The sequence below is a fragment of the Corynebacterium sp. genome (assembly GCF_030826625.1).
Lineage (GTDB): Bacteria > Actinomycetota > Actinomycetes > Mycobacteriales > Mycobacteriaceae > Corynebacterium.
Genome location: NZ_JAPJNQ010000032.1, coordinates 1 through 24,338, shown reverse-complemented (window position 1 = coordinate 24,338; position 24,338 = coordinate 1). Strand labels below are relative to the sequence as shown.

18 protein-coding genes and 1 tRNA gene are annotated in these 24,338 nt (G+C 56.0%); 5 read left to right on the top strand and 14 right to left on the bottom strand.

From position 1 onward, the window contains the following. The 5 genes from RCH87_RS05540 to RCH87_RS05520 all read right to left on the bottom strand — a co-directional run. On the bottom strand, positions 1-802 hold an 802-nt coding region (locus RCH87_RS05540; RefSeq protein WP_306515735.1), incomplete at its 3' end, for an MFS transporter. A gap of 100 nt (positions 803-902) precedes the next feature. Continuing rightward, positions 903-2,465 carry an AMP nucleosidase gene (locus RCH87_RS05535; RefSeq protein WP_306515734.1) on the bottom strand — a complete coding sequence of 521 codons (1,563 nt, stop codon included), beginning with the start codon at positions 2,463-2,465 and terminating at the stop codon, positions 903-905. Between the two features lie 257 nt (positions 2,466-2,722). Next, the gene (locus RCH87_RS05530; protein ID WP_306515733.1) at positions 2,723-3,355 is read right to left on the bottom strand and encodes a LysE family translocator; all 633 of its coding nucleotides are present in this window, start codon (positions 3,353-3,355) and stop codon (positions 2,723-2,725) included. A 141-nt stretch (positions 3,356-3,496) separates the two neighbouring features. After that, positions 3,497-3,573: transfer RNA gene (locus tag RCH87_RS05525), tRNA-Met, on the bottom strand. Positions 3,574-3,776: 203 nt separating this feature from the next. After that, on the bottom strand, positions 3,777-6,755 hold the full coding sequence (locus RCH87_RS05520; RefSeq protein WP_306515732.1) for a UPF0182 family protein: 2,979 nt from the start codon (positions 6,753-6,755) through the stop codon (positions 3,777-3,779). 124 nt (positions 6,756-6,879) lie between these two features. On the opposite strand from RCH87_RS05520, the gene RCH87_RS05515 reads away from it, so the two are divergent. Then, positions 6,880-7,425 (top strand): PPA1309 family protein, encoded by a 546-nt coding sequence (locus RCH87_RS05515; RefSeq protein ID WP_306515731.1) that lies wholly within the window; start codon positions 6,880-6,882, stop codon positions 7,423-7,425. Here the strand turns inward: RCH87_RS05515 and RCH87_RS05510 are convergent. Then, entirely contained in the window at positions 7,422-7,790 is a 369-nt protein-coding gene (locus RCH87_RS05510; RefSeq protein WP_306515730.1) for a hypothetical protein, read from the bottom strand. The two genes, RCH87_RS05515 and RCH87_RS05510, sit on opposite strands and share 4 nt — an antisense overlap. A 46-nt stretch (positions 7,791-7,836) precedes the next feature. Here RCH87_RS05510 and RCH87_RS05505 point away from each other — a divergent pair, with 46 nt between their 5' ends. Next, a complete protein-coding gene (locus RCH87_RS05505) occupies positions 7,837-8,208 on the top strand; it encodes a hypothetical protein (protein ID WP_306515729.1) in 372 nt (123 codons plus the stop codon). Between the two features lie 69 nt (positions 8,209-8,277). On the opposite strand, the gene RCH87_RS05500 is transcribed toward RCH87_RS05505, so the two are convergent. After that, complete coding sequence (locus tag RCH87_RS05500) at positions 8,278-9,333, bottom strand: PDZ domain-containing protein (protein ID WP_373690927.1); 1,056 nt, start codon at positions 9,331-9,333, stop codon at positions 8,278-8,280. A gap of 267 nt (positions 9,334-9,600) precedes the next feature. On the opposite strand from RCH87_RS05500, the gene RCH87_RS05495 reads away from it, so the two are divergent. Together RCH87_RS05495 and RCH87_RS05490 are read left to right on the top strand one after the other, a co-directional pair. Beyond that, positions 9,601-10,974 carry a zinc-dependent metalloprotease gene (locus RCH87_RS05495; RefSeq protein WP_306515727.1) on the top strand — a complete coding sequence of 458 codons (1,374 nt, stop codon included), beginning with the start codon at positions 9,601-9,603 and terminating at the stop codon, positions 10,972-10,974. Between the two features lie 58 nt (positions 10,975-11,032). Next, complete coding sequence (locus tag RCH87_RS05490; protein ID WP_306515726.1) at positions 11,033-11,956, top strand: hypothetical protein; 924 nt, start codon at positions 11,033-11,035, stop codon at positions 11,954-11,956. Here RCH87_RS05490 and RCH87_RS05485 read toward each other — a convergent pair. The 7 genes from RCH87_RS05485 to RCH87_RS05455 all read right to left on the bottom strand — a co-directional run bounded on the left by RCH87_RS05485 (position 11,883) and on the right by RCH87_RS05455 (position 23,990). Beyond that, the gene (locus RCH87_RS05485) at positions 11,883-13,931 is read right to left on the bottom strand and encodes an ATP-dependent DNA helicase UvrD2 (protein ID WP_306515725.1); all 2,049 of its coding nucleotides are present in this window, start codon (positions 13,929-13,931) and stop codon (positions 11,883-11,885) included. The two genes, RCH87_RS05490 and RCH87_RS05485, sit on opposite strands and share 74 nt — an antisense overlap. A gap of 81 nt (positions 13,932-14,012) precedes the next feature. After that, positions 14,013-15,242 (bottom strand): TrkA family potassium uptake protein, encoded by a 1,230-nt coding sequence (locus tag RCH87_RS05480; protein ID WP_306515724.1) that lies wholly within the window; start codon positions 15,240-15,242, stop codon positions 14,013-14,015. A gap of 40 nt (positions 15,243-15,282) precedes the next feature. Next, the gene (locus RCH87_RS05475) at positions 15,283-18,813 is read right to left on the bottom strand and encodes a UvrD-helicase domain-containing protein (protein ID WP_306515723.1); all 3,531 of its coding nucleotides are present in this window, start codon (positions 18,811-18,813) and stop codon (positions 15,283-15,285) included. Then, complete coding sequence (locus RCH87_RS05470; protein WP_306515722.1) at positions 18,806-22,024, bottom strand: ATP-dependent DNA helicase; 3,219 nt, start codon at positions 22,022-22,024, stop codon at positions 18,806-18,808. Before RCH87_RS05470 ends, RCH87_RS05475 begins: the two co-directional genes overlap by 8 nt. 3 nt (positions 22,025-22,027) lie before the next feature. Further along, the gene (locus RCH87_RS05465) at positions 22,028-22,783 is read right to left on the bottom strand and encodes a hypothetical protein (RefSeq protein ID WP_306515721.1); all 756 of its coding nucleotides are present in this window, start codon (positions 22,781-22,783) and stop codon (positions 22,028-22,030) included. Between the two features lie 8 nt (positions 22,784-22,791). Next, positions 22,792-23,736 carry a DUF3152 domain-containing protein gene (locus tag RCH87_RS05460; protein ID WP_306515720.1) on the bottom strand — a complete coding sequence of 315 codons (945 nt, stop codon included), beginning with the start codon at positions 23,734-23,736 and terminating at the stop codon, positions 22,792-22,794. Between the two features lie 26 nt (positions 23,737-23,762). Continuing rightward, positions 23,763-23,990 carry a DUF3107 domain-containing protein gene (locus RCH87_RS05455; protein WP_306515719.1) on the bottom strand — a complete coding sequence of 76 codons (228 nt, stop codon included), beginning with the start codon at positions 23,988-23,990 and terminating at the stop codon, positions 23,763-23,765. Between the two features lie 146 nt (positions 23,991-24,136). Here RCH87_RS05455 and RCH87_RS05450 point away from each other — a divergent pair. Next, positions 24,137-24,338: DEAD/DEAH box helicase (locus RCH87_RS05450; RefSeq protein ID WP_306515718.1), on the top strand; the 202-nt coding region annotated here is incomplete at its 3' end.

Sequence of the window (24,338 nt, the reverse complement as noted above, 5' to 3'; positions counted from 1 at the left end):
AAAACGTACCGAAAACAAATAAGTTAATTAACGGCGCGCTGAGCAGAATCCGAAACAGCGCGTTATGTTCACGCAAAAACTTCCACGCTGGCCCATACCCGCCACTCAGCTTTGCAGTGAGGTTTCGCCACCACCGCGTTGGCGGGCTATCTTGCGTTTCCGTCTGCTCTTCATCATCCAGGCCAAATTCCTTTTCCTTATTCGGCCCGAGTGGCGTACGAATTGCTAAGGCGTTGATATAGAAACCGAGATTGCAGAAAAACTGCACCACAAATGGAGCTGGTACCAGCGCAGAATACAATGCACCGGACGCCGGGCTGGCAGCAATCGATATCGTCGACTCCCGGGCTTCTGCAGCTCCTGCTGCCCGAGGAAATTGCTCCGGAGAAATCACATTTTTCAGGGCTGCATCCATGACCGGGTCGAGGACGCCCGTGATAGCACTACTAATTAGTACGAAGCTAGAAATTGCCACGACGGCAGCCTGCGTCGTCCAGTTTGCATAAAAATAACCACTCACGGTTATGGCAATCCCCAGCGAGCATACAATGACGACTGGAGAAAACATCTTGAATAAGCTTCGGCGCTGTACGCTATCCGCAAGCGACCCGCCTACCGCCGATCCGAGGATGCCCAACAAACTAACGACAGAAAAGAACAATCCTGCCGTTGCCACAGAGTCAAAGATCTCGACCGCCAACAACATAGTTGCCAGACCCATGCCAGCAGATACGGACAGTAAAGTTTCGCCAACAAACCAGCGCCGATAGTCCTTGACGCGGAACGGGTTTTTAGAATTCATGACTCCCCAAGAAGCTCAAAGAACGTTACCCGGAACACAATAACACGCAGACGAGTCATATACCACATAGGACAGTTAGGAGCAGCCCGCTCAACTTTTGCTAGCGAAACGCTACTTCCCCCACCGGCCTGCGCAGTTTACGTGAATGCAACTGGTCTGGCCCTTCAGCCATCTTCTCGCAGGCACGCACCGCTGCCAGCAGGTGCTCCTCTTTCGAAGACTGATAAAATTTCTTCGCCGATTTGGGCAGTTTGGGCTCGTGATGCAAAGGCTTATCCGATACGCTCAGCAACGCTCCATACGGCACGCGGAAACGGTAACCGTTGGTAGCGATGGTCGCCGATTCCATATCGACGCCGATCGCCGTCGATTTCTGCAGTTCCCGATAGATATCAGACTGCGCGCGCCATTCCCAGTTTCTGTCAGACGTCGACAGCACGGTTCCGGTACGCAGCCGCTTGCGTAATTCATCACCGGACAATCCGGAAACTCGCCGCAACGCATCGGTGACTGCCATCTGCACTTCCGCAATCGGAGGAATCGGCTTTTCCATGGGAACCAGATTGTCGAGAACGCCATCGGAGCGGTCATAGCTATTGGCCAAAATCATGTCGCCGATGCGCATGCGCCCGTCGAGGCCAGCGCAATGCCCCACCATCATCCAGCAGTGTGGCCGGAGCACCGCCAAGCAATCAGTGATGGTCTTGGCATTCGACGGACCGACCCCGATATCGATGATGGAAATGCCACACCCGTCTTCCCGAACCAGGTGATAAGCCGGCATCTGGTGCTCATGCGCGTGCTGGCGACATACCTCAGCTGCGGGGATGTCGCCAACCGGAAAGTGCAAGTCTCCCGGACAAACCAGCTCGGTGTATGGCAGCGAATTGCAGGCATCCGTCTCGTTTAGCGAGGCAGCGTAGTGCAAAAACACGTCGGTATGCAGCTGATAGTTAGTAAAAAGCACAAACCGCTGCAGGTTGCTGGCGTTCGCTCCGGTGTAATGCTCCAGCCGCTGCAAAGCCAGATCAACGCGCGGTGCGGTGAACAAACTCAACGGTTTAACCGGCAGATTCAAAAAATCTGCTTCCCCATCCGCGACAGCATCATCGACGAATGCAGAGTCAATCGGGGTAAAACGCCTCTCCACAGCAGCGATATCTGCAGCCGTCATCGTGGCGGGCTCCCCCTGTGTGGCGGCTTCGTTAAACAAACGCGCTGCCTTTTCGGAAGCCTCGTTGAAACCACGACACATGCGTAACGGAATCGGCTGTGCAGACACCCGAATTTCTACCTCCCCGCCATGGTGAGCGAGCAAATTAGAAATCTGTTCAAGCAGATAGCGCCGGAACATCCGCGGGCGAGTAATCGACGTCGCATATGTTCCCGGGCGGTCAACGAATCCGTGCGATAAGGACGAATCAATCTCGCCAATCTCTTCGACGCTAAAGCGCAGCTCTGGATAGCACGCACGAATCGAGCTAGGCAACTGGCCACCAGCTATTTTTGCAGTGCAGGCTCTGCCATACTGCGCAACCAAATAAGACATATTTGCCTGATGGATCTCCTGCAGCCGATCCACCGCTGCCTCCGGATCAGTGAAAAACTGCCCCTGGCCCTCAGTCGTGGTGAAAGGTGCAGACTCGAACAGATTGGTACCCATGATCTCAGCCTAGACCGAAAACCAGCACTACTCGATAGGAACGTAAATCCCTACAACTGCTTGAGACCTTTACTATCTAAACGATGAGTGGCAGGAACCAGAACGAGAGTGTTATGTCGCTTTCCTGACATCTTGGTAGAAACCACAATCGAATTCAGACTTTGCTCCGCAGTAACACCAGTCTCCTGCAAAAAGGTCGCAGTGTCTGAAATATCAGGACTGACATGAAGAACACGCATAGTTTTCTTTTTTATTGTTTAGACAAGTTCGAAGAAATAGAAGACACCAATAGAAATGAAGACAATGCCAGGCAGGAAACGAACAGCGGGAATTCGGGCCAAAGGCGAATTCGCTGCTGCTTTCAACAGCACGGACATCATGAGAAATACCAGCAGAGTCACCACTAGCAGAAGGCCGAGAACCAGGGATTTCTGGCTGAACCCAGTGTAGTGGCTCATCATCTGCGTAAAGAAAGAGGTAAAGAAAACCAGTGCCTTTGGATTCGAAATGTTGGTGACAAAGCCCAATCGAAGCGACTTAGCCCATGTGCTGTTCTCTGGCGATCGCGTCGAAAGGGTCGATTCTGTCACGACTTGGTCGACGTAATTGCGCGCTGGCCTTGCTGCGCCACGGAGAGCCAGAACGCCCAATATCACGAGAACCACGCAGCCGACCAGCGGTAGCACGACTCGCAGGGTAGGAACAGCGACCAGTAACGCCTCGATACCAACCAGCGAGAGCACTGACCACACCGCCACTCCCAGTGCAGCGCCGAGAGCCGTCCAGAACCCCGCACGCAGACCATACCGTGAGGTTTGCAGGCCGATAGAGATAATATCAGGCCCCGGCATCGCCATAACGAGGGCCCAACTAAGAAAATCAGCTACCACTCACGTGCTCCATCTAATCAGGCGAACACTCGAAATTAAGACCAGATTTCGAGCATGCCGTACGCATGCCGTACGCTTTGAAAACAGGTATACGAAAAATCCCCAGCGGCGCTAAGCACCACTGGGGAATCCGTTGAATATTGGTAGCGGGGACAAGATTCGAACTTGCGACCTCTGGGTTATGAGCCCAGCGAGCTACCGAGCTGCTCCACCCCGCGTCGGATGATATTCAATTCATCTGCCAGCCGAAGGCTTCCACTTTCGAACACCTTCGCGATCTCTCGCTTGCTGACATCATGTAACTATACATACCATCGCTAGATATACCAAATCCCGCCATGTGCTGGGCACACAGCGGGATTATCAACGATCTCGCGAGCAATATCTTACTGACGTTGCATCGCTGCCAATCGTGCTATCGCTAGTTCTGCGACTGGTAGTTTTCCACCGCACGGTCCAGGCGATCCAGCGCGCGTCCGTATTCCTCGAAGGAACCATCCCGCGCCTTTTCCAGCTCACGCAATGCGTCGTTGATCGCGTCGACGCCGTCGCCACTCGCTGGTGGGGTTGGACCAGAGCGATCCGCGGAATCGCGATCCGAGTCAGCATCTTTGTCACTGGAAGCCGAAGCACCGGCCTCTGCAGTATCAGCTGCATCAGCATCATCGGAGGAACCACGGGAAGTGTCCTCGTCACCATCGACCAGGTCGATATCCTGTGCCGCCTGCGAGTCAATACCTACCTGCTCCAGGGCCTCACCGATGGTTGGCGCATAGCCGATGCGTCCCTTATAGGAAACCAGCACACGCAACAGCTTCGGGAACGCCGAGTCTTGATCCTTGCGCTCAGCGTAGATCGGCTCCAGGTAGAGCACCTCTCCCCCGCCGACAGGCAGAGTTAGCAGGTTACCGTTGTACAGCTCGTTCGTGCGTTCCCACAGGCCGCGGTCGCGGGCTACCTGGTCAGACGACATCATGGCATCCTGTGCCTGACGTGGACCCTGCGTCTGTGTGTTCGTCGGCAAGACACGGACGGTGATATCACCGTAGTTATCCGGATCCGAAGTCACCGTCATGTGCGCGGACAAGAACTCACGTTCCAGACCACGGAACGGGGTCACCATCTGGAAGCTGGACTTATCCGGGTTCTGCGGATCTGCCGCCATCACGTAGTACGGAGGCTGCGGCAGCTCCTGGGATTCCGGCTGCGTTGGGTCCAGCGGAACCGACCAAAACGCGTCGTTCGAGAAGTACACGCCTGGATCATCCACGTGGTAGCGCGCCAGCAGGTTGCGCTGCACCTTGAAGATGTCCTCTGGGTAGCGGAAGTGCGAGCGCAGCTCGTCGGAAATCTCCGACTCGTCTTTCACCGTATCCGGGAATACTCCGCGCCACGCGTCCAGCACTGGATCCTCGGTATCGAATTCGTAAAGCTCCACGGTGCCGTCGTAGGCATCCACGGTGGCTTTCACCGAATTACGGATATAACCGATGCGGTCATTGATCAGACGCTGCTCAGTGCCATCCGGGTTCAGTGCGTCACGAGTAGCCTGCGACAGCGACATTTCCGTGCTGTATGGCATCGCATCCAAGGTGGTGTAGCCATCCACGATCCACTTAATCTTGCCATCAACGACAGCCGGGTAGGTGTGCGAGTCAGTGGTCAGCCATGGCGCCACCTTTTCGACGCGGGCACGTGGGTCGCGGTCATACAAGATCTTAGAATCAGGACCAACACGATCGGACAGCAGGAAGTTCATCTCCTGGTACTTCGCGGCATAGATCGCACGGCTAAACCAGTTACCGATGCCAACTCCGCCGTCTCCGGTATAGGTGTAGGTGGACGAATCGGTGTCGTATTCCACGTCGTTGCCGTTGTTGCCGACAATTGCATAATCCAGCCCGTCCTGCGCCGAGGCAATAACCGGGCCGTAGTAAACGCGCGGCTGATCCACCTTGATGCCGAGTTCTTCAGCATCTTCGTCCTCGGCACGGGAAGCCAAGGTCTGCAAATCAGACACGGTATATACCGGGAAACCACCACGGGTGGAACCGGCAGATTCCGCGGCCTCATTAATGGTGTTGGCTTGTGCCGCTACAAAACCATTGCCGTGGGTGTAGACCGTGTGGCGGTTGATCCACGAGCGCTGGTTTTCGCGCAGCGCATTCGGGTCGAGCTCACGCGCGGCGACGACGAAGTCGCGCTGTTCCCCGTCGATCTCATAGCGATCCATGGACAACACATCAGGGAAGCCGTAGAAGTTACGCAGCTGCTGTTGCTGGGTAAACGTCGGCGCCAGAATATCTGGGTCCAACAAACGCAAGTTGGAGATGGTGTGCTCGTCGGCAGCGACATCGTCGTCAGAAACCTGACCAGCACCCCAGTTGGTTTCGTACTCCACGTTGGTGTCATCAATGTTGTAGGCGAAACGGGTGGCAGCGATGTTACGTTCAATCGACTGCGCTTCTTTCAACGCGCGGTTCGGTTGGACGGAGAACTGCTCCATCAGCAGCGGCCATGCGGTCCCCACAGCGATGGAAGTCACCAACATCAGCACCACAGCAAGACCTGGAATGCGCAGATCCTTAATCACGATCGCCATGAAGAAAGCCACAGCCACCAACGCAGAAACCACGATCAGAATGATCTTGGCGGGCAGATCCGCGTGCAAGTTGGTAAACGAAGCACCGGCGAAAATGTCGTGCTGGTTAAACAGAATCGTGTAGCGATCCAAGAAATAGCTGGCAACCTGCACCAGCATCCACAACCCGGCGATCACAGCGAGCTGGATGCGAGCTGGCTTGGAAACTGATCCCTTTACTCCGGCAGCTTGGCTACCTACGCGGATCCCACCAAGGATGTAATAGCCAATCAGCGAGACCAAAAAGCACAAAATCAGCAGCACGCCCAGCGACGACACCACGATGTTGAAAAGCGGCAGGCTAAAGGCATAAAAGCCCAAGTCCATGCCGAACTCAGCATCTTCACGGCCGAAGTCCCCGCCATTCAAAAACAGCAGGACGGTGCGCCAATAGCCTTGGCCCAAAAATCCTGCCGCTAATGCGATAACCAGCGGTGCACCGTAGAGGAATTTGCGCATCGTCGCCGCAATGGAATCGCGGTACTGATACACCGGCGAGTTCACATCGGCCATCGAGACATCGGTCGGCCGATTTCTCCACGTCAGCCACCCGACCAGGAAGGTAACCAGGCCGGCGACAATGGCAAAGATGAAAAACAGAACAATGCGGGTAATGATCGCGGTGGTATACACCCCGCGGAAATCGACTTCACCAAACCATTGCCAATCGGTGTACAGCGACACCACCAACGGGCCGAACGCAAAGAGCACCACGATGATGCCGATAATCCACGACAAAAACCGTGGCGGTTTACGCATAGTAGGTGAAGGTTGGTTAAGGCTGCCAGCCAAGTCCAACTCCTTTAAAATTATCGAAAAATGGAAAGCGTTATAGTGATCTAGCTTAGGCAATAGTAGACCGAAACAAAAGGACACCAGCAAGATGAACAAGCAACAGATAACCCAGCCAATGCTGAACCGAGCGATGATGGAAGCCGTAGACTTTATCCACCCCGAGGGATGGGATTGTCCGCCCACCTTGTTCGCGTTGGTGCCGACGAGCCTGTTGGCGAGCCAGATGGTCGATTTCGACGACTCAGCTCCCCTGACGCTGGTGGTGCAGGACGATCTACCCAATAACATTGAGCCCGGTTCAGAGCATTTAGCAGATTATGTCTCACGCGTGGTCTGGCCGGACAACGTCGTTGGCGCGGTGTTGGCACAGGAAATCAAGTTCAAAGACACCGCGGATTCGCGCGATTCCGAGCCCCGCCCGGCGCGGTTGTTTTCCGGGGTCATTCGCGACGAGTACGCGGCCGACGAGATTGAACAAACCTTGCTGCAGTTGCGACCCACAGAAGAAGAATTAGCGGCCGCCGGCCCCTTCGCCGAAGACGACGTGCAATTGCGCGGCGGCCCAGGAATCGCACCGGGTGTTATCGCAGCTTTACGGCATGGCCTCAACCAGAGCAGCGATGACGTACTCTAGAGTTTCACTAGTCTCAATAAAAGGTTGAAACTTTTACCGACCCCGGGAGTTTTCGTGTCCGCCATGTTTTCTGCTCGCACACTCACCACGCGCGCTGCCACCCTCGCAGCCACCGCAGCCCTGCCGCTAGCGCTGGTCGCGTGCGCTTCCGACGACGATGTCGACGCCTCTGCGAAGCCATCGACGTCCACCACGACGGAAACATCAACGACTCCCACCACGGCAGAAGAAACCAGCTCAAACACGTCGACTAGCACCACCAGTTCGTCGTCAAGCACCACGAGCACGAGCAGCAATGCAGCGCACTCGTCACGCACCAACACAAGCACCGCCGCTGATTCGGGCAACGCCAGTGCAACATCCACGGCAACGTCGACAAGCAGCGCGACCGCAAGCCGAGCAAACGGGGTAATGCCCGAATCGGTAGCTAACGCCTATGAAGTCTTCGGCGAATTAGTTCCACGCTCATTGTTTGAGCAATTCGATTCCTGCGAATCCGTCGGCATGCAAAGCTATTACAACTGCTCGGGCGCATCGGTGGGCCAATTCCAGTTCACCGAATCCACTTCCAAGGCCGTCTCTACTTTGCAAACACTGACGGAACTACGCACCTCGCAGGTCGTTGACGATTCCGGCGATCGCGTCGTTGGGTGGTCCTCGCTGGGTTCCACCGCAATCATTACGGTGGTGAATACGGAATCCGGGCTGGTCATGCAACACATGATCTCTGGTGACGCCGAAGAACCGGAGAAAAAGATCAAAGAGCTCGGACTAGTCAGCTAACCCCAATCTGTGCCTGGTCTCACCGCCGGCCCCACTGCCCGAGCCTAGTGCTGCGGCCCGGTGACTGCTCTACTCACCGCAGGTAACAACGTCGTCGCCGTTTGCAAAAGCATCCATGGCCGCGATCGCGTCGTCGAGGGTTTCCACTTTCGCGATGACCATATCGCCGTGATCAACGCTGGTGGCTTCCGCACAGTTATCGGCCGGCGCTAAGAACAACTCCGCACCGACTTCCGCGGATTTCGCGACTTTGTGCGCTATTCCACCGATGGGCCCCACCTGAGAATTCGGGGCAATCGTGCCGGTCCCGGCGACGAATTTCCCACTGGTGAGATCACCTTCGCTGAGCTTGTCTATCACCGCGAGCGAGAAAATCATCCCTGCCGACGGGCCACCAACGTCTTGCAAATTATAGGCAACGTCAATATCGGCATCCGGGACAGAGGTCATCGTGATACCCAATAATGCTTCGCCTTTCGCATGCGGATTTTCTAGCAGTTCGACGTCTGCTTCTCGTTGCTTGCCGTCACGTTCAAACTCCAGGTGAATGGTCTCGTTCGGCTTATGCCCACGCACCGCGTTTTGCACGTCCTCCGGCGAATGAATCTCTTGTCCATCCACTTTGTGGAGCACGTCGCCGTCGGCAAGCTGGTCTTTTCCTGCAGAAATCTCCAACACCTGCGCGATCGCGGTGCGCGTTGGGATATCGAGATAATTCATCGCTGCGACCGTTGCAGCGGCCTCCGACGCACTAAAAGCTGCCTGATTTTGCTCCTGGAACTGCTCTCGGTTCGTGCCCGGCGGATAAATCTTTTCGATCGGCACCATGGTGTCATCCGAAGCAATCCAGCGTGTAAACGCCTGCGCCACCGTCATATTCGTGCGCACCGAAACCGTTGTCATATTGAGATTGCCGTTGGGGTGTTCATCCACCTCGAAGCCCTCACCCGCTGTCACATCAACGACCGGGGTCCCGTGAACGTCGCTCAAAGTGTTAAACGTCGGGCCCTTCCCCTCTGCTGCATAAGGCACGGCGAGGGAAATATTAGTCCCTGGAATATGGTCCATGCTCACCAAAGCCCCGAGGATGACGACGGGGATTGCGCCGAGCGCAACGGAGGTCATCCGCGGTTTTTTCTTGCCTGTTGGCTTGACGACGGATCCATTGGCACCGATGTTGCTGACGGTTCCATTGGCACCGATGTTGCTGGCGGTTCCATTGCTCTCAGCTTGGCCATTGCCAACGGCTCCTGCACCAGTACCGTCCGGCGTGCCTTTCGAAGCATTCACAGCGTCATTCACGTATAAGAGACTACCGTGTTCGCTGACAGCGTTGGGGTTTCTGGCCTTACACGCCAGCGAGTTCGCCGCCTTATTCTGTAGGTTGGAGACATGACTAACGGATTCGGATTTTCCTTTCCCAACAGTGGCAACGGTGATGATGACGATGACCGTAACCACAACCATGGCGGTGGCGCCGGTGGCCTCGGCGATATGCTGAACCAATTCGGCCAAATGCTGTCTGGAATGGGTTCGTCGATGAACAGCAACGACGATTCTCCCGTTAACTATGACATGGCCAAGCGCATCGCCGGCCAACAAATTAAATCGGCAACGAAGATTTCCACGCAAGACACCACCGCCGTCGAGGAAGCCGCCCGCTTGGCTGAGCTGTGGTTGGATGATTCCACAGACTTGCCGACGGCCGAAAACCGCGTCATTGCTTGGAATGCTGAAGATTGGCTGCAGCAGACGATTCCAATGTGGCAACGCTTCGTGAACCCAGTGGCGAAGCACATGAATGAAGCCCAGTTAGAATCCATGCCGGAAGAAGCCCGGAAAATGATGGGGCCAATGTCTAATATGATGAGCCAGCTTTCCGGAATGAACTTCGGGATGCAGCTCGGCCACGCCTTGGGCGATCTGGCGAAGCAAGCGCTGACCGGCTCGGATTTCGGCTTGCCCGTCGCTCCAGCTGGCACCACCGCAATTTTGCCGCACAACATTCAATCTATTGCCCGCGATCTCAACGTCAAAGGTCAAGAGGTGTTGGTTTATATTGCAGCTCGAGAAGTTGCCCGCCAGCGCCTGTTCAAACACGTGCCGTGGTTGAGTGAGCGATTGGTCTCGTCCGTGGAGGAATACGCGGTGGGATTGGTGATTGACACCAGCCACATCGAAGAAGCTGCGCGCGATTTAAACTTGGAATCTGGCGACCCGCAAGCAATCCAAGATGCTATGCAAAATTTGCAGGGCATGGACCTGTCTCCCCGAATCACGTCACGGAACACGGCCGCAGTCGCGCGTTTGGAAACCTTACTCGCACTCATTGAAGGCTGGGTAGAGTTCGTCGTCAGCGAAGCCTTGCAGGATCGCATTCCATCGACCCAGGCTATGGCAGAAGCCTGGCGACGTCGCCGTGCTTCCGGTGGCTCCGCTGAGCAGGCTTTCGAAAAGGTCGTCGGCATTGAACTCGGCGCCCCAAGGGTCACCGAAGCCGCCGAGTTATGGCGCCGTTCCACCGTAGCGGTGGGCGTAGAACGCCGTGACCAGGTATGGGAGCACCCTGATTTCTTGCCTCAACCAGAACACCTGGACAACCCAGCTGCGTTTATCGACGGTCTGTTGGATGAAAGCGGTGATGAAGAATTCGAAGCTGAATTCGCGAAGCTCGAAGAAATGCTCCGCAATGAAGGCTCGGATGACTCTGACGAATCACCCAATGACGAATCACCCGATTCGGACGAATCCGGTGATTCCCGCTAGGATCGCCAGTAGATCACATTGAATCTACTGCTCTATTGCAAACTCTGGGGGGATTTGCATGGCGGACAGCACACATCGGTTTTGTTTTGCACCTGGTGTGCGCGTCATCCAGCGGGATGAAAATTGCCTGCAATTTGGCGCCGACGCGACTCGCGTCGGCATCATTGAAACCGCACGTCCTGATGCATTAGCAACAGCCTTGGACAACCTTCCGCGTGTTTTCGAACGCGCGGATTTCTCTGCTGCCACGAAAAGCGCCGGATTAGCGAACGCTGCTGCACATAGTTTGTTCGATGATCTCATCGCCTACGGCATCATTCGCTCAGCAGCACCCAATCCCGTCATTGTACTGGGAACCAGCCCACTGGCCACGATGCTGCGCAACGCATTGGCGGAGAGCAATTTTTTAGTGCGCTCACCGCTGCCTGGCGAACCCGAAGAAACCTATATGGGCATGCAAAACGCGGACGAAAGCAATATCCCACTGGTGGTTGTCGACCGGCTTGCGCAAGCCACAACTATGGCACCGATGTTGCTATCGTTGGCGCGCACTTGGATCCCCGTCTCGCTCGTTGATACCACTGGCATCATTGGCCCAGTGCATATCGACGGATTGGGGCCGTGCCCGTTGTGTGCAGAATTGCACCGCACGGATCGCGATCCCGCCTGGCATGCTGCCGCGTTGGGGTTGAGTATGCAGCAGCACAAGATGGGGCATCACTTCCCTACTGCCGCGGCGCATGCAGCGGTCGCACAAGTCATCGTCGTGCTGGAAAGCTTATATGGGTTGAGCCCGCCGCCGGGTGCGCAGCCCCACCGGGTGCATCCTGGGCAATTTTATGAATTAGATCCTTATGCTCGTCCGCAGCACCGTGTGCTGGATAATCACCCACGGTGTCCGGAATGTTTTATGCATACTGGCGGACAATCTCCAATACGTCCTGACCGAATAGCTGGGCTTTCTTTCGACCAATTCCGCTGATGCCATAGAGCTCATCGACGGTATGCGGCAACGCTTCACTGACTGCCTGCAGTGTGGCATCGGAGAAAATAATATACGCCGGCACTTGTTCTTCGCGTGCGATCCGCGCACGCCAGCCACGCAACTGATTGAATACTTCATCGTTGCCCTCGGTCTCACAGCTTGCATGACGGCCGAGTACTTTATCGCCAGGAGTGTGTAAAGCCTGTTTACACACCCGGCATTTTTTAGTCTTACGCACGCGTGCCACTGATTTTTCGTCGTTAGCCTGGGCCGAGACGATGCCATCAAGAAAACGCGTACGTTTACGATTGCCACGGCCTCCTTCGTGTCGCGCCAGCGCCCATGAAAGAGCTAAATATTTACGCGCACGAGTAATACCAACATAGAACAGACGACGTTCCTCTTCGATCTGCTCGTCACCAGCTTCAAGAGCTTGCCTGATTGGCAGCAACCCTTCGGTCAGCCCCAGCAAGAACACAGCATCCCATTCCAGGCCTTTTGCTGCGTGTAAAGTAACCAAGGTCACGCTATTGACTGCTGGTGGTTGCTTGTCCTCGGAGCGTCGTCGAAGATCGCGGAGAACCACATCCAGTGAATCCGTATCGCGTATCTGCACGATCTCTTCGATCAGCTCAACCAGCGCCCGCAACAGCTGCCATCGTTCCCGCTCTTGTGCACCATCGGGTTCCCGGTTGGAATACCCCAGCGGTGCCAGCGCAGCGCGGGCAACCGCGACCGGATCCGGTGGTAGGTCTCGGTTGAGATTTGCGCGAACAAGCTCTTTCATCGCTTGGTTAATCACGGGGTTGTGGAAAAAGCTGGCGCCACCGCGGACTTGGTAGGCAATGCCGGCATCGGCAAGCGCTTGCTCAAGCACGGCGGATTGCGAATTCGTGCGGTAAAGCACAGCGATTTCTTTTGCCTGCACGCCCTGGTCTAAAAGCGTGAGGATCTGTCCAGCGATCTCGCGGGCTTCTACTGGGTCAGATTCATACTCGCGAAAAACTGGCTCCGGCCCGGGCTCACGCATACCCTGCAATTCCAACCGAGTACCAGCGATGCGCCCCTTGGCTGCACCAATCACCTGGTTAGCCAGCTTCGTAACCTGTGGAGTTGAGCGGTAGTCGCGTTGCAGCTTGACGACGTGGGCGTTAGTAAAGTGGCGCGAGAAATCAAGCAAATATTGCGGGGTTGCCCCGTTAAACGAATAAATTGTTTGATTCGCATCGCCAACCACGGTGAGATCATCGCGCTCGCCCAACCAGCCTTCCAGCACCCGCTGCTGCAGCGGGGTAACGTCCTGATATTCGTCGACGACAAAAGTGCGGTAGCGCTGGCGAAATTCTTCAGCTACCGCGGGGGCATTTTCGAGCGCACCGGCAACGTGCAGCAGGAAATCAGAAAAATCGAGGAGAAGCCCCTCATCGCTAGTTTTGAGTTGTTCATAGCGACGATAGACCTCAGCTACCTGATCAGCTGGCAGCGGTGGGGTCCGATCGATGCTGTCGATATACGCGGCGTAGCCTTCGGCTCCGAGCAAGCTAGACTTCGCCCAATCAATTTCGCGTTGCAGGTCACGGATGGTTTCTTTCGTAGGCGTATTCGTGACAGAACGAGCAGCGCGGGCAACCACCGGGAAAGAGTTATCCAGGATTTTCCACTGCAGGTCGCCAGCAATTTGCGGCCAGAAATACTGCAATTGTCCACGGGCGGCGGCGTGGAAAGTCTTGGCTTGCACGCCGCCGATATTCATACTGGCTAAGCGATCACGCATTTCTCCAGCGGCTCGGGCCGTATAAGTCAGTGCTAACACACTGTGAGGTTTGGCGAAGCCCTGATCAATCAGGTGCGCGATACGGTAGGTGATGGTTCGAGTTTTACCTGTTCCTGCACCTGCAATGATCGCAACCGGCCCACGAGGGGCCGTGGCGGCGGCGCGTTGATCGTCGTCAAGATCGTCCAGGTTCACCATGATTCTGGTTGTTGCCTCTCGTGTTCCCGATTGTTGTCAGTGGAGCCATAGCAGACTGGCTAGTTTTTCGTTTCTGATCTATTACTCAGATTCGTCTAGTTCGCGTTGCTCATCGACGTGCCGTCCGTGGCAATCCCATGTGCGCTCTGCCGGTTCTTTGTGTTTGTTCTCGCGGTCCGTTTTCGTTTTTGGTTTCCCGCCGGTGCGCTCCCCTGCACGATCCGCGGTGCGCTTTTCGTAGTTCCGTTTCCGCTCAGATTCGTCACTCTTGCGGATATACAACAGACGATCTTGTGCCCGCAGCTCGAGGGTTTCATCGGTATCGACTCGGTAGACCCGATCATTACGGATGACGCTGAGAACAATATCCGATAAATGGCGTGGGTTCGCACCTATCTCATAGCCGGCGACGGGACGCTCCGCGATCGAAAAGCCCGCTGAAGGTGAGAGCAGATCATCCATCATGCGCACCACCGACGGCGTCGACGTCGACAAACCCAACAAACGTCCCGCAGTTTCTGAGGAAACCACGGTGGAATTAGCCCCAGACTGCAACAACAAGTGGCGGTTTTCGATTTCGCGAACCGCAGCTGAGATCTTGGCGTGCTTGTTCATCTCACGCGCCGATAGCGTGGCCAGCACGTTGGTGTCATCACTATTGGTAGCCACGACGACGTTCTTTGCGCGTTCAATCCCAGCGATTTTCAGCACATCGGATTTAGTGCCAGAGCCTTGCACTGTGACTACGTCTTGTGCCTCTGCCACCCGCAAACAGGCGCGGTCTGGATCGACGACGACGATGTTTCGGACGTCGGTGCCGTCGTCAAGTAATGCTTGCATCGCGGACTGGCCTTTCGTACCAAAACCGATGATGATCGTGTGGTCGTGCACGTGTTTTCTCCATTGTTGAATCTGGAAGGATTTGCGCGAACGCTCTGTCAGCACCGAGAGGGTCGTTCCGACGAGCAGAATCAGGAATGCTATACGGGCGGGCGTGATCAGGATGATGTTAGTAAGCCGGGCGCCGGTAGTCACCGGGACGATATCCCCGTAACCAGTGGTCGTCAGCGAAATCGTCGAATAGTACAACGCGTCGATGAAGTTGAGTTCTACGTTGTAGCCGGATTGACCAAAATAGACGACAGCTGCGACGGCAAAGACAATGCCGGCTGCGAGCAGAAATCGGCGCAGGATAAGAAAAAATGGGTGCGAACGTATGGCCTCGGGGATGTGAATAACATCATCCAAGGCATGATTCGGCAACGAAGTCAGCTCAAATCGCCGAAGCTTCGCCTTGATTTTTCCACGCATCGTTGTGTTTACGGTTCCTTTGGTTGCATCGTGACCAGCGCTAGCGTTCGTCGGAAGTGCTTTCGGAGTAAGCGTCGCGTTCCAACATGGTGGCGAGCTCACCGGCATCCGGCAGCTGCGATGGTTCGAAAGTGTAATTATCCATGATGTAGTGGAACGCTGCACGCACTGGTTTGTTCGTGCCGCGGATCCTCTGCCACGCTTCACGATAGACCGCCAGCTGAATAATTGCCGAACGCATCTGCTCTCCTTGCGGTGGCCTGCCGGTTTTCCAGTCGATAACCATCCAGTACTCACCGATATCGAATACTGCGTCCATGCGCCCGCGTACCACCGAGCTACCGAGGCTGAATTCAAATCCTTGCTCAATTTTCGTTGGGGTCATCTCTGCCCAATCGCTGGCTAAGAATGCATCTTTGAGTTTGTCAAAATCCTGCTCCTCAGTTTCGGCGTGACCAGGCAATTCAGATTCGTCGAGGATCGCATTTGAGCCATAACGGTCTTCGATCCATTGGTGGAATGCCGTACCACGTTTGGCATAAGCGTTGGGTTTAAAGGGAACCGGACGGCGCTGACGGCGAGCAAATTGCGTGGGATTATCGCGTAAAGCCACCAATTCCGAAGCTGTGAGTTCACCAGGAATTTCCACGTCCACGACTGGTGCGGCAAGCGCTCGGTGTTCTTCGATCAGCGCGGTGGTTTCGCGTTCCCACAGCGAGAATAATTCACCGCCGACAGGAGCAATCTCATCTTCGGTATCCAAGGCACGCATCGCTTCCTGGACGATTTCAGCACCGCGGCGGACTTCTTCACGTGGGCTCACCGATGGAAATTGTGCGCTAATCTCTGCAGTCACCGTGGATTCTGCAGATTCTTCGGCATCACAGCTTGGTTCAGTATCGGCACCGGTATCTTCGCTGATTGCAGCGTCACTCGCCTCTTCATTTTCGTCAAGTTCCCAATGCACGATGGCCACCTGCGAATCCGACTCCTTGTGCGCAGTTGCCTGGCGATGGATTTCCGCAAAATGTTCATAAGGTTTTTTATCTGAGCCGGTGATCACCAATTCATCTTCTGCCCGTGTCAGCGCCACATAGAATAACCTGGTGTTTTCTTCAGCATCCACCTCTTTTTGCGTGGAGATGAATTCTTTTCCGTAGTTTTCGAATTCCTTGCGATCCTCGGCAGCGAACAGTTCGCTCCAGGAATGATGCGGCGGGTGCGAAGGATCCGTCAAGAAGGTTCGGGTTTGTGGTTTGTAGGTACTCGCATCGGCATGGCAAACATAGACCGAGGAAAACTCCAAGCCTTTAGCCTTGTGCGCGGTCATGATCTGTACCCGGTCGCTGGCACGCGCGGTTTCACCTGGGCTCAGCGCATCTTCGTGTTCACGAGCTAATTCAGCATAATCTAGCCATGCTTCGAGTGGTTCACCGTCGAACTCTGCAATCGCCTCGAGAGCTTTATCGAGGTGAACCGCACCTGCACGGCGGTGCGTCAAAACCTCTGTGCGCAGGTGGAAAGTATCGATGATATCGGCGAACAAATCGCTCAGTGGCTTGCCCAAGCAATAGGTACGCAGATAACGCAGTTTCGACGCCAGCTCAGAAATTCGGGCTAGGCCTTGTTCGGAATAGCGCTCGGGCTCACCCAAATCAGCAATGGCATCGGTGATGCCGACTATCTGTTCGGCTTCTTCTTCCAGAACAGCTGCTAATTGCTCTTCCAAGATATCCTCTGGTTGCCGCGGACCGTCAGCAGCGGCGTCACTTGTCGGGCTCGGTGCGACTTCAGGTTTCGCTTCACCTTCAAGTTTCGCTTCAGTACCAAAGGTATTGCTGGCAGCAGAGCTATCTGAATCTACGGTCTCGCCAGCGCGATTGCGCAACCGGCCAGCGAGGTTGTTCGCGCGAGCAGCCAGGGCCTTGATATCTACCAGACTCAAACCAACAGCAGGCCCAGAAATAATGCGCAACGCTGCTGTCATATCTTCTGGGCGGATCAGCATCGTAGCGATGGCCATCATGTCAGCTACTTCTGGGATTTCTAACAATCCACCCAAACCGACGACTTCGTACGGCACACCATATTGTTCTAGTGTTTCTGCAATCACCCGGGATTGCTTGTTCTTGCGCACGAGCACAGCCGCACTAAAACGGGCATCAGGATTATTTTCCCGCTCTTGCAGGTAACGATCGTATTTTTCCTGCAGATTACCCGCAATCCAGGAGATTTCCTTTTCCGTATTCTGCCAATACCCGAAACTAACTTGGCCGGCGCCCGCCCCCGCACGTGGCTCGAGCGGGGCTACCGGACGATTTTCACCGCTGCCGAGCACGGCATGAGACACCGTATTGGCGATATCCAAAACCAACGATGGATTTCGCCATGACGTCGTGAGCTCTTTTTTCGGCGCTGGTTCGCTGACTTGTTCGGTGGCGTCTGTGGTTGCAGGTGTAGCAACAGCTGCCGGGAAATCTTCGCCGAACTTGGCTAGGTTTTCGACGGTAGCTCCACGCCAACCGTAGATCGCTTGCATGGGATCGCCCACCGCTGTGACAGTTAGGCCTTCGTGTGGGGTGTTGCCGAACAAATTTCGCAATAAAACCCGCTGCGCATGCGAGGTGTCTTGGTATTCGTCGAGCATGACGACCTTGGTGTGCCTGCGCTGTGAGACTCCCACGGCGGGATGTTCGCGTGCCAGCTGAGCAGCAGCAGACATTTGCTGGGTAAACGTGACCGCGTTGCGTTCACGCAATTCCTCCTCGAGCTTTTCGATCAGCGCCAGATAGTCCACGCGGGTTTGCTGGCGGTCGACCCAGTCTTGCACCGTACGGTTGAGGTTTTTGCGTTGCCGCGGAGCTCGAGGGAGGTACTCGACTTCAGCGAAAGCTCGTGCGCATTCGTGGAAATCATCGGCGAAGCTCAGATTGTTCGCCATCCGGTCAAACAGCTCGAGCAGCTCTTTTACGATGCTGGATTCTTTCTTGTCGGTCTCCAGTTTGCCTTCGAATTCACGCACCACCGATTGTGCAATCGCGACCAAGTGTGCTTGGGTGATCAGCCGTGCGGTGGGTTCTACCGGCAGCAACAGGCCATATTCACGCACCAGGTCTCCCGCATACGAGTCATACGTCGACACGCGGGGTGCGATGGTTTCGAGATTAGCGCGTAGGCTGCCATCAGGATCGATCTCCGGCAGGCGCGGAGAATCACGCAATACCTGTAACCGGTCGCGGATGCGCTTAGCCAGTTCCTGCGAGGCCTTGCGCGTAAAGGTCAATCCCAGGACTTCTTCGGGCAGCGCGTAACCGTTAGCCACCAGCCAGACCACGCGTGCAGCCATGGTTTCGGTTTTGCCGGCACCGGCACCGGCAACCACCAATAGTGGCCCCGGAGCCGCTCCGATGATGGCGGATTGTTGCTCGGTTGGTGCAAATCGCTGCCCCAAGATTTCTGAGAGCAGTTCTGGGCTGATATCACCCCTACGTTGCACGCCTTCTCCAGACTGATCTCCCCCGGTGGGTTGCGGTGCTGTGGATTCTACGTCTGAACTTGACTGTTTAGACATGCGTGATCACTTCCCCTTCTGCTTGCGCCGGACACACTGGTCGTAGCGAGCAATACTCACAATAATCCCCCGGTCGCGCAGTCACCGTCGGCCCGGATAATTCCGCGATCAACGGTGGTAGCTGCTCTTCGAATTGCTGCAGTTGTTCTGGTTCTAGCCTTGCTTGTTCGCGGGTACCGGCAACGTTCGTTCTGCCCATGGGATACAGCAACATCGCCATGCCGATCTCAACACCCTCACCGGTGATTACCCGTACTTCTTGTTTCCGGTCGGTGATCACTTTTCCTTTGCTCAAGGCGAGTTGATAGGCACTGAGCTGTGGGTTTTGCGCGGTCTCGGCTTGGCTAGGCATCTGGGACGATGAGGAAGTCTTCAAATCGACGATGACGAAATTGCCGCCCGCGTCTTTCTCCAATCGGTCGATGCGCCCGCCGATAGAAATTCCCGGCGCGATTTCGACGAAGACATCAATTTCGCTGCCGACATATTCCAAGGCTTCGCGGGTACTTACAATCCAGCCTTTCGTCCTCGTCAATAGCTCACTAAATTGTGCTTGTTCAGAATCTTTCCGCCAGGCCGGCCCGTGGTAAGTCTCGCGATAGGCTTGTTCTGTTTTCATCTGTGCCCACTCAGCATCCGCACCGCGTCCGATTGCTTCAAAGTATGCATGCACCAAGGTGCCTTGCCGCATGGCATCCGTGGTGGTGGAATCACCGAGCTTTTCGACGATTTCCCGCATCGGGCACGCCAGCAATCCGCTGATACGCGAAGGCGAGAGGCGAATCCGGTCCGGTGTGGGGATCTCTGCAGCAACGGTTTCGGTATTCGCCCACCATTGGCTAGGGTCAGCGCCGGGCACTCCAGCGACTGCCAGTCGAGCTAGTTGGCGCGCAGCTTGTTGGGTTTCTTGTTCACCGGAATCGGGGTCACAGACAACTCTGCGTAGCTCAGCCACCACGGATGCCACCGAGAGCAACCGCGGGACCGTGAGGGCATCTTCCGCCGCAGCTAGTTCTGCAGTGTCTGCTTGAGCATTGACAGTATCTACAGTGGCCGACTCGTCGCGCGCGCTCGCGCTTTCGGCCACCCGGCGCAGAGCGTCTTCCCGGTCAGACGCGGTTTCTGCTGAGATGATGTGCTCAGGCTGCAAGGAGTATTTCGTGCACCAAGCGAGGAAAAACCGCGATGGCTCAATGATTTCGTCGGCATGCGGGGCGTGCACCGCGCTCACCACCTGTAGCGAGCGGGCCCTAGTGGTGGCAACGCGAAACAGCCGACGCTCTTCACCCAACCGGTCTGCTGCATGCGAGACATAAACATCCGGGGCGATCCCCTCATCGAGGAAATCAACCAAGTCTTCCTGGCCGAACAACGAGCCGGTTTCTGCAAGATCTGGCCAACTGCCTTCCTGAACCCCATTGACAATGACGGTGTCCCATTCCCGACCGATCGTGCCGTGGGCACTCACGATTTCCACTGACTCGGTGCGTGAGCCACGACGTTCACGCACCCCGGTGGGTAATTCTTGCTCCGTTATATGCTGCACGAAGGTCTCCACGGATGCCTCTGGGCGGCGTTCCACGAAATCACCGGCCGCATCAAACAACGTCATCACGGCATCTAAATCACGATCTGCCTGCGATCCAGCCGCACCGCCGCGCAAGGCGGTGGCAGCTAGCCTTCCGGAAAGTTCGGTGGCTTCCCAGACTGCCCAAAGCACATCTTCGACGCTCCCACCTCGCAGTGCATTGCGCCCAGCCTGGATGACTCCACGAATGCGCACCAAAATATCGATTTCGCGCTCAGTCAGTAGTTCTGCGAAATCCGGCAGTTCATCTTCAACAGTGAGAAGCTGTGCCAAGGTATCGATGCCACGTTGTTCCGGGGCAAAGCGACGCAAACCACGAATCAGTCGACGCAACATGACCGGGTCTGCCCCGCCCACGGGGCCGAGCACGAGTTGTTCTAATTCTGTGCGAGTTAAATCCTGTTGCAGGGCACGAATGCCCAACAACAAATGCGCCACCACCGGCTGTTCTGCCAACACGGTATCGGTTGGGCTGATATAGACCGGCACCCCGGCTGCCAATAGCGCACGCCGAATCCCGCCCATATCCGCACTCGAACGCACGACTACAGCAATATCCGACCATGCCACCCCGTCATCGAGATGGCGACGCCGCACCGCATCGACGACCGCGGTGGTGTTTTGCGTCCAGGATTCTGCAAGCAGAGCCCGCCGCTTCGGGCTGCGGTGCACATCGCGCAGCTCAAGGAGGTGCTCTGCTGGAAATTCATCGAAGAATTCACGGCTGGCACCACGGAAATGAAAGATCGCATGGTCCGGATTTCCACCGACCACGGCGAGTTCAGCACCATCAATCAATGCGCGCAGTAAACGGCCAGCTGTGGGATCTAAAAGCTGGGCGTCATCCACGATAACGGTATGCCACGGGCTTAGTTCTCGGATCTCGTCTAAGCTCCGGGAAACTTCTGCCATGAGCTCGGCCGCAGAAAAACGATAGGTGCCTTCCAGCTCCATCATCTGGGTATATTCTCGCAGAAATTGTGCGGCCGCCTGCCACATCGGGCGCGCAAAGCGCTCGCCTAATTCTTCCAATTGCTCGGCGCTCACGCCGCGTTCAACCGCGCGCAACAAGAAATCGCGTAGCTGACGCCCGAATCCGAGATACGTCAATGCGGGACGCACCTCAGCGGGCCAATCTACTGTTGCAAAACCACGCGCCGGATCTCCACCCGGCTCGTCCGCAGCAGCATATTCGGCGAAATCTTGCGCCTGTAGACGCAACAACTCGCGCATCATGGCGTCTTGTTCTGCACCGCTGATCAACCGCAGCGGTAAATCACTGAGCAGACGCAGCAAACCAAAAGCGACCGAATGCACTGAACGCACCAATGGGCCCTGCGAATAATACTGCGAAATTCGTTCTGATAGCTCGCGGCGAAGCCTGGCACCGGATTCTTTCGACGGGGCAATCACCACGATGCCAGACGGATCCTGTCCGGCAGCCAGACACTGCTCGACGCGCTCGACAGTGGTATCAATCAGCAACGATGACACACCAGAACCAGCCGGACCGGTGACTTTCCACTTCCCATGGGTGGGCAGGTCCAGCGACCATTCGCGGTGCTGCGCTTGCTTAGTGTGAGAGACCAGTCTGACGTCTGGATTCGGGTGAATTTTCGTCATGCCTTACAGCATGGCATACGCCCGTGACACGAGAAGGTCTTCCACCCGATTAATATGGGAACGTGTGTTCGCTTTCGCGTCGGGGTGCAGGTTATTGACATGACGCCGGTACGCCACTGCCCGCAGCAATAATTGATCCATATCGCGAACATGCGCAAAACGATCACAAACGGCGTCATCTACTACCCCAGCAACAAGGCCATCGACAATCACCAGAGCGCAAGTGTAACCCACCGGGCGCGGCGCGGCCGTCGGCACTAAATCCACGATCATCGGGGGTAGCAGATAATGATAAATCGTCGAAGCCAACAAATCAGCATGCCCGACGCAATACGAAGTCTCGGGATCTAACTCGCGGTAAGCCTCACCGGTTTCTTGCCAGGCGGCTGCTTCTGCACGCGCAAAAATATCATCACGCGAGCTCAAAGGCGCGGCAACCTCCCGCAATTTCTGTGCCAGGTTTAAACCCAGCAGCGCTGTCTCATCCACTCGCCGCGATAGGTCCCCCTGGCTCCAGGCACTGGCCTTCCAACCAGACACAGTGTAGCGCCCATCCGTCGACAAGATTGGCCGTGCGATACGCGCCCCGTCGACAGACAGCCCGGCGCGTACCTTTGCCGACCACAGTGCCGTCGGCGATGCCTGCGAGAGCACCATATCGCCGATTTTGGTGCCATTATCCCAGGCATGCCCCAGCGGAACCGGTGATTCAGCTGGGGTTTGAAATGCTTCACAGACATGATCAGGTGGCACAGGCATGGCGGTTGTTAAGTCTCTTTCTCCGGTTCATGCAGGGCATCGAGTGCTGCCCCGGCGGGAAGCGGGCGGGGATACGGCCACGGGTTCGGGCGACAGGTATCGGGGTTATCCGGATATACCTCGTCTGGGTTGAGCTCGAACAGCTCCGAGTTTTGCAGGCTGATGGTTTGTTGCATCATCACCGGCGCGAGGTTTCCATCACCCGTGCACGCTTGGTGGTGGGGGTAACCAATGGCGTGTCCAACCTCATGGTTGATCAAATACTGCCGGTAGGCACCCAGATCCCCTTGGAACGGCCCTGCACCGCGCACCCAGCGCGACTCGTTGAGCAGCACCGTCGAGCCACCCGTGATCGTGGTGTGGCATGACGTTTCTAACTCGAGGTCAACCCCACACATCTCTGCTGTGGTGGCAACAGAGGCCAGCAGGATGCGCGTGTCTGGTTCTTCTGCGGGGTGAACATGAACAAATTTGAAGGCCGGATCATAAGTCCACCCACGTGGATCCGCCAAGGTGGCATCGATCATGTGCGCAATCGCATCATCGCCACCATAGGGGACGGTATCAAGGCCTTCTTCGACTTCCACGGTATAGCGAATCGTCTTTTCTGCACCCAGCCCTACTTCTTGGCCGGGCGTTCCGACGGGACGGAACACGCCAGCGCCATTCGCGGAATACGTGCCACCCGCAGGCAGGTCGCGCAATCCAAGTTCGGCACGGGTGGCCGCACCTGGATCTGGCCCGTCGCCACGTTCGCCCTCAGCATGCTCGTGCGAACTATGGCCGCCGTCGGATTCCCGAGCTGAGTGATTACCGCCGTGCGCACTGGAATCTTCATCGCTGCCGCGGGAGACGTCGACAAGCACGGCAACCGTGAGCACCAGTAACGCGGGGATAACCACCACGCGCCACCAGCCATAGCTGCGGACAAATCGCTCGACCGTATTGCTCATCAAATTAGATTGCTCATCAAATTAAGTTAGGCGCCACCGAAACCAACAACAGGTTGCTCACTGCTGCCGACCTCAACATAGGCAATCGCGTTGGTGCGCACCAGGTATTTACGTCCCTTGGCATCGGCCAGTTCAACCACGTCATCAGCCTTACCCAACACATCCTTGACGAGCTTAACGGCCTCGTCGTGGGAAAGCTCTGAGCTGATGACGAGTTCACGAGGAGATTCAATCAGACCAATTTTGATATTCATACGTGCGTATTCACCTTCCAGTTGCTCATCACGAGCATCGGTTATCGTTCTGTCTCGTTAGCCTTCTGCCATATTCTAGTCAAGATCCGTCTTCAGTACATGCCGGGACTTTCTATCTCCACAGTTTTCCGCGTTAGTATTAAGGCGTGTCTACCCGCAATAAATCCACCCAGCCCGCCACCCCCACGTTTGCCGAGTTGGGCGTGGCTGCGGAAATCTGCGAGGCGCTTGCCGACGACGGCATCCACCACACCTTCGCAATCCAGGAGCTCACCCTGCCCCTGGCACTAGACGGGAAAGATCTGATCGGCCAAGCGCGCACCGGCATGGGCAAAACGCTCGGGTTTG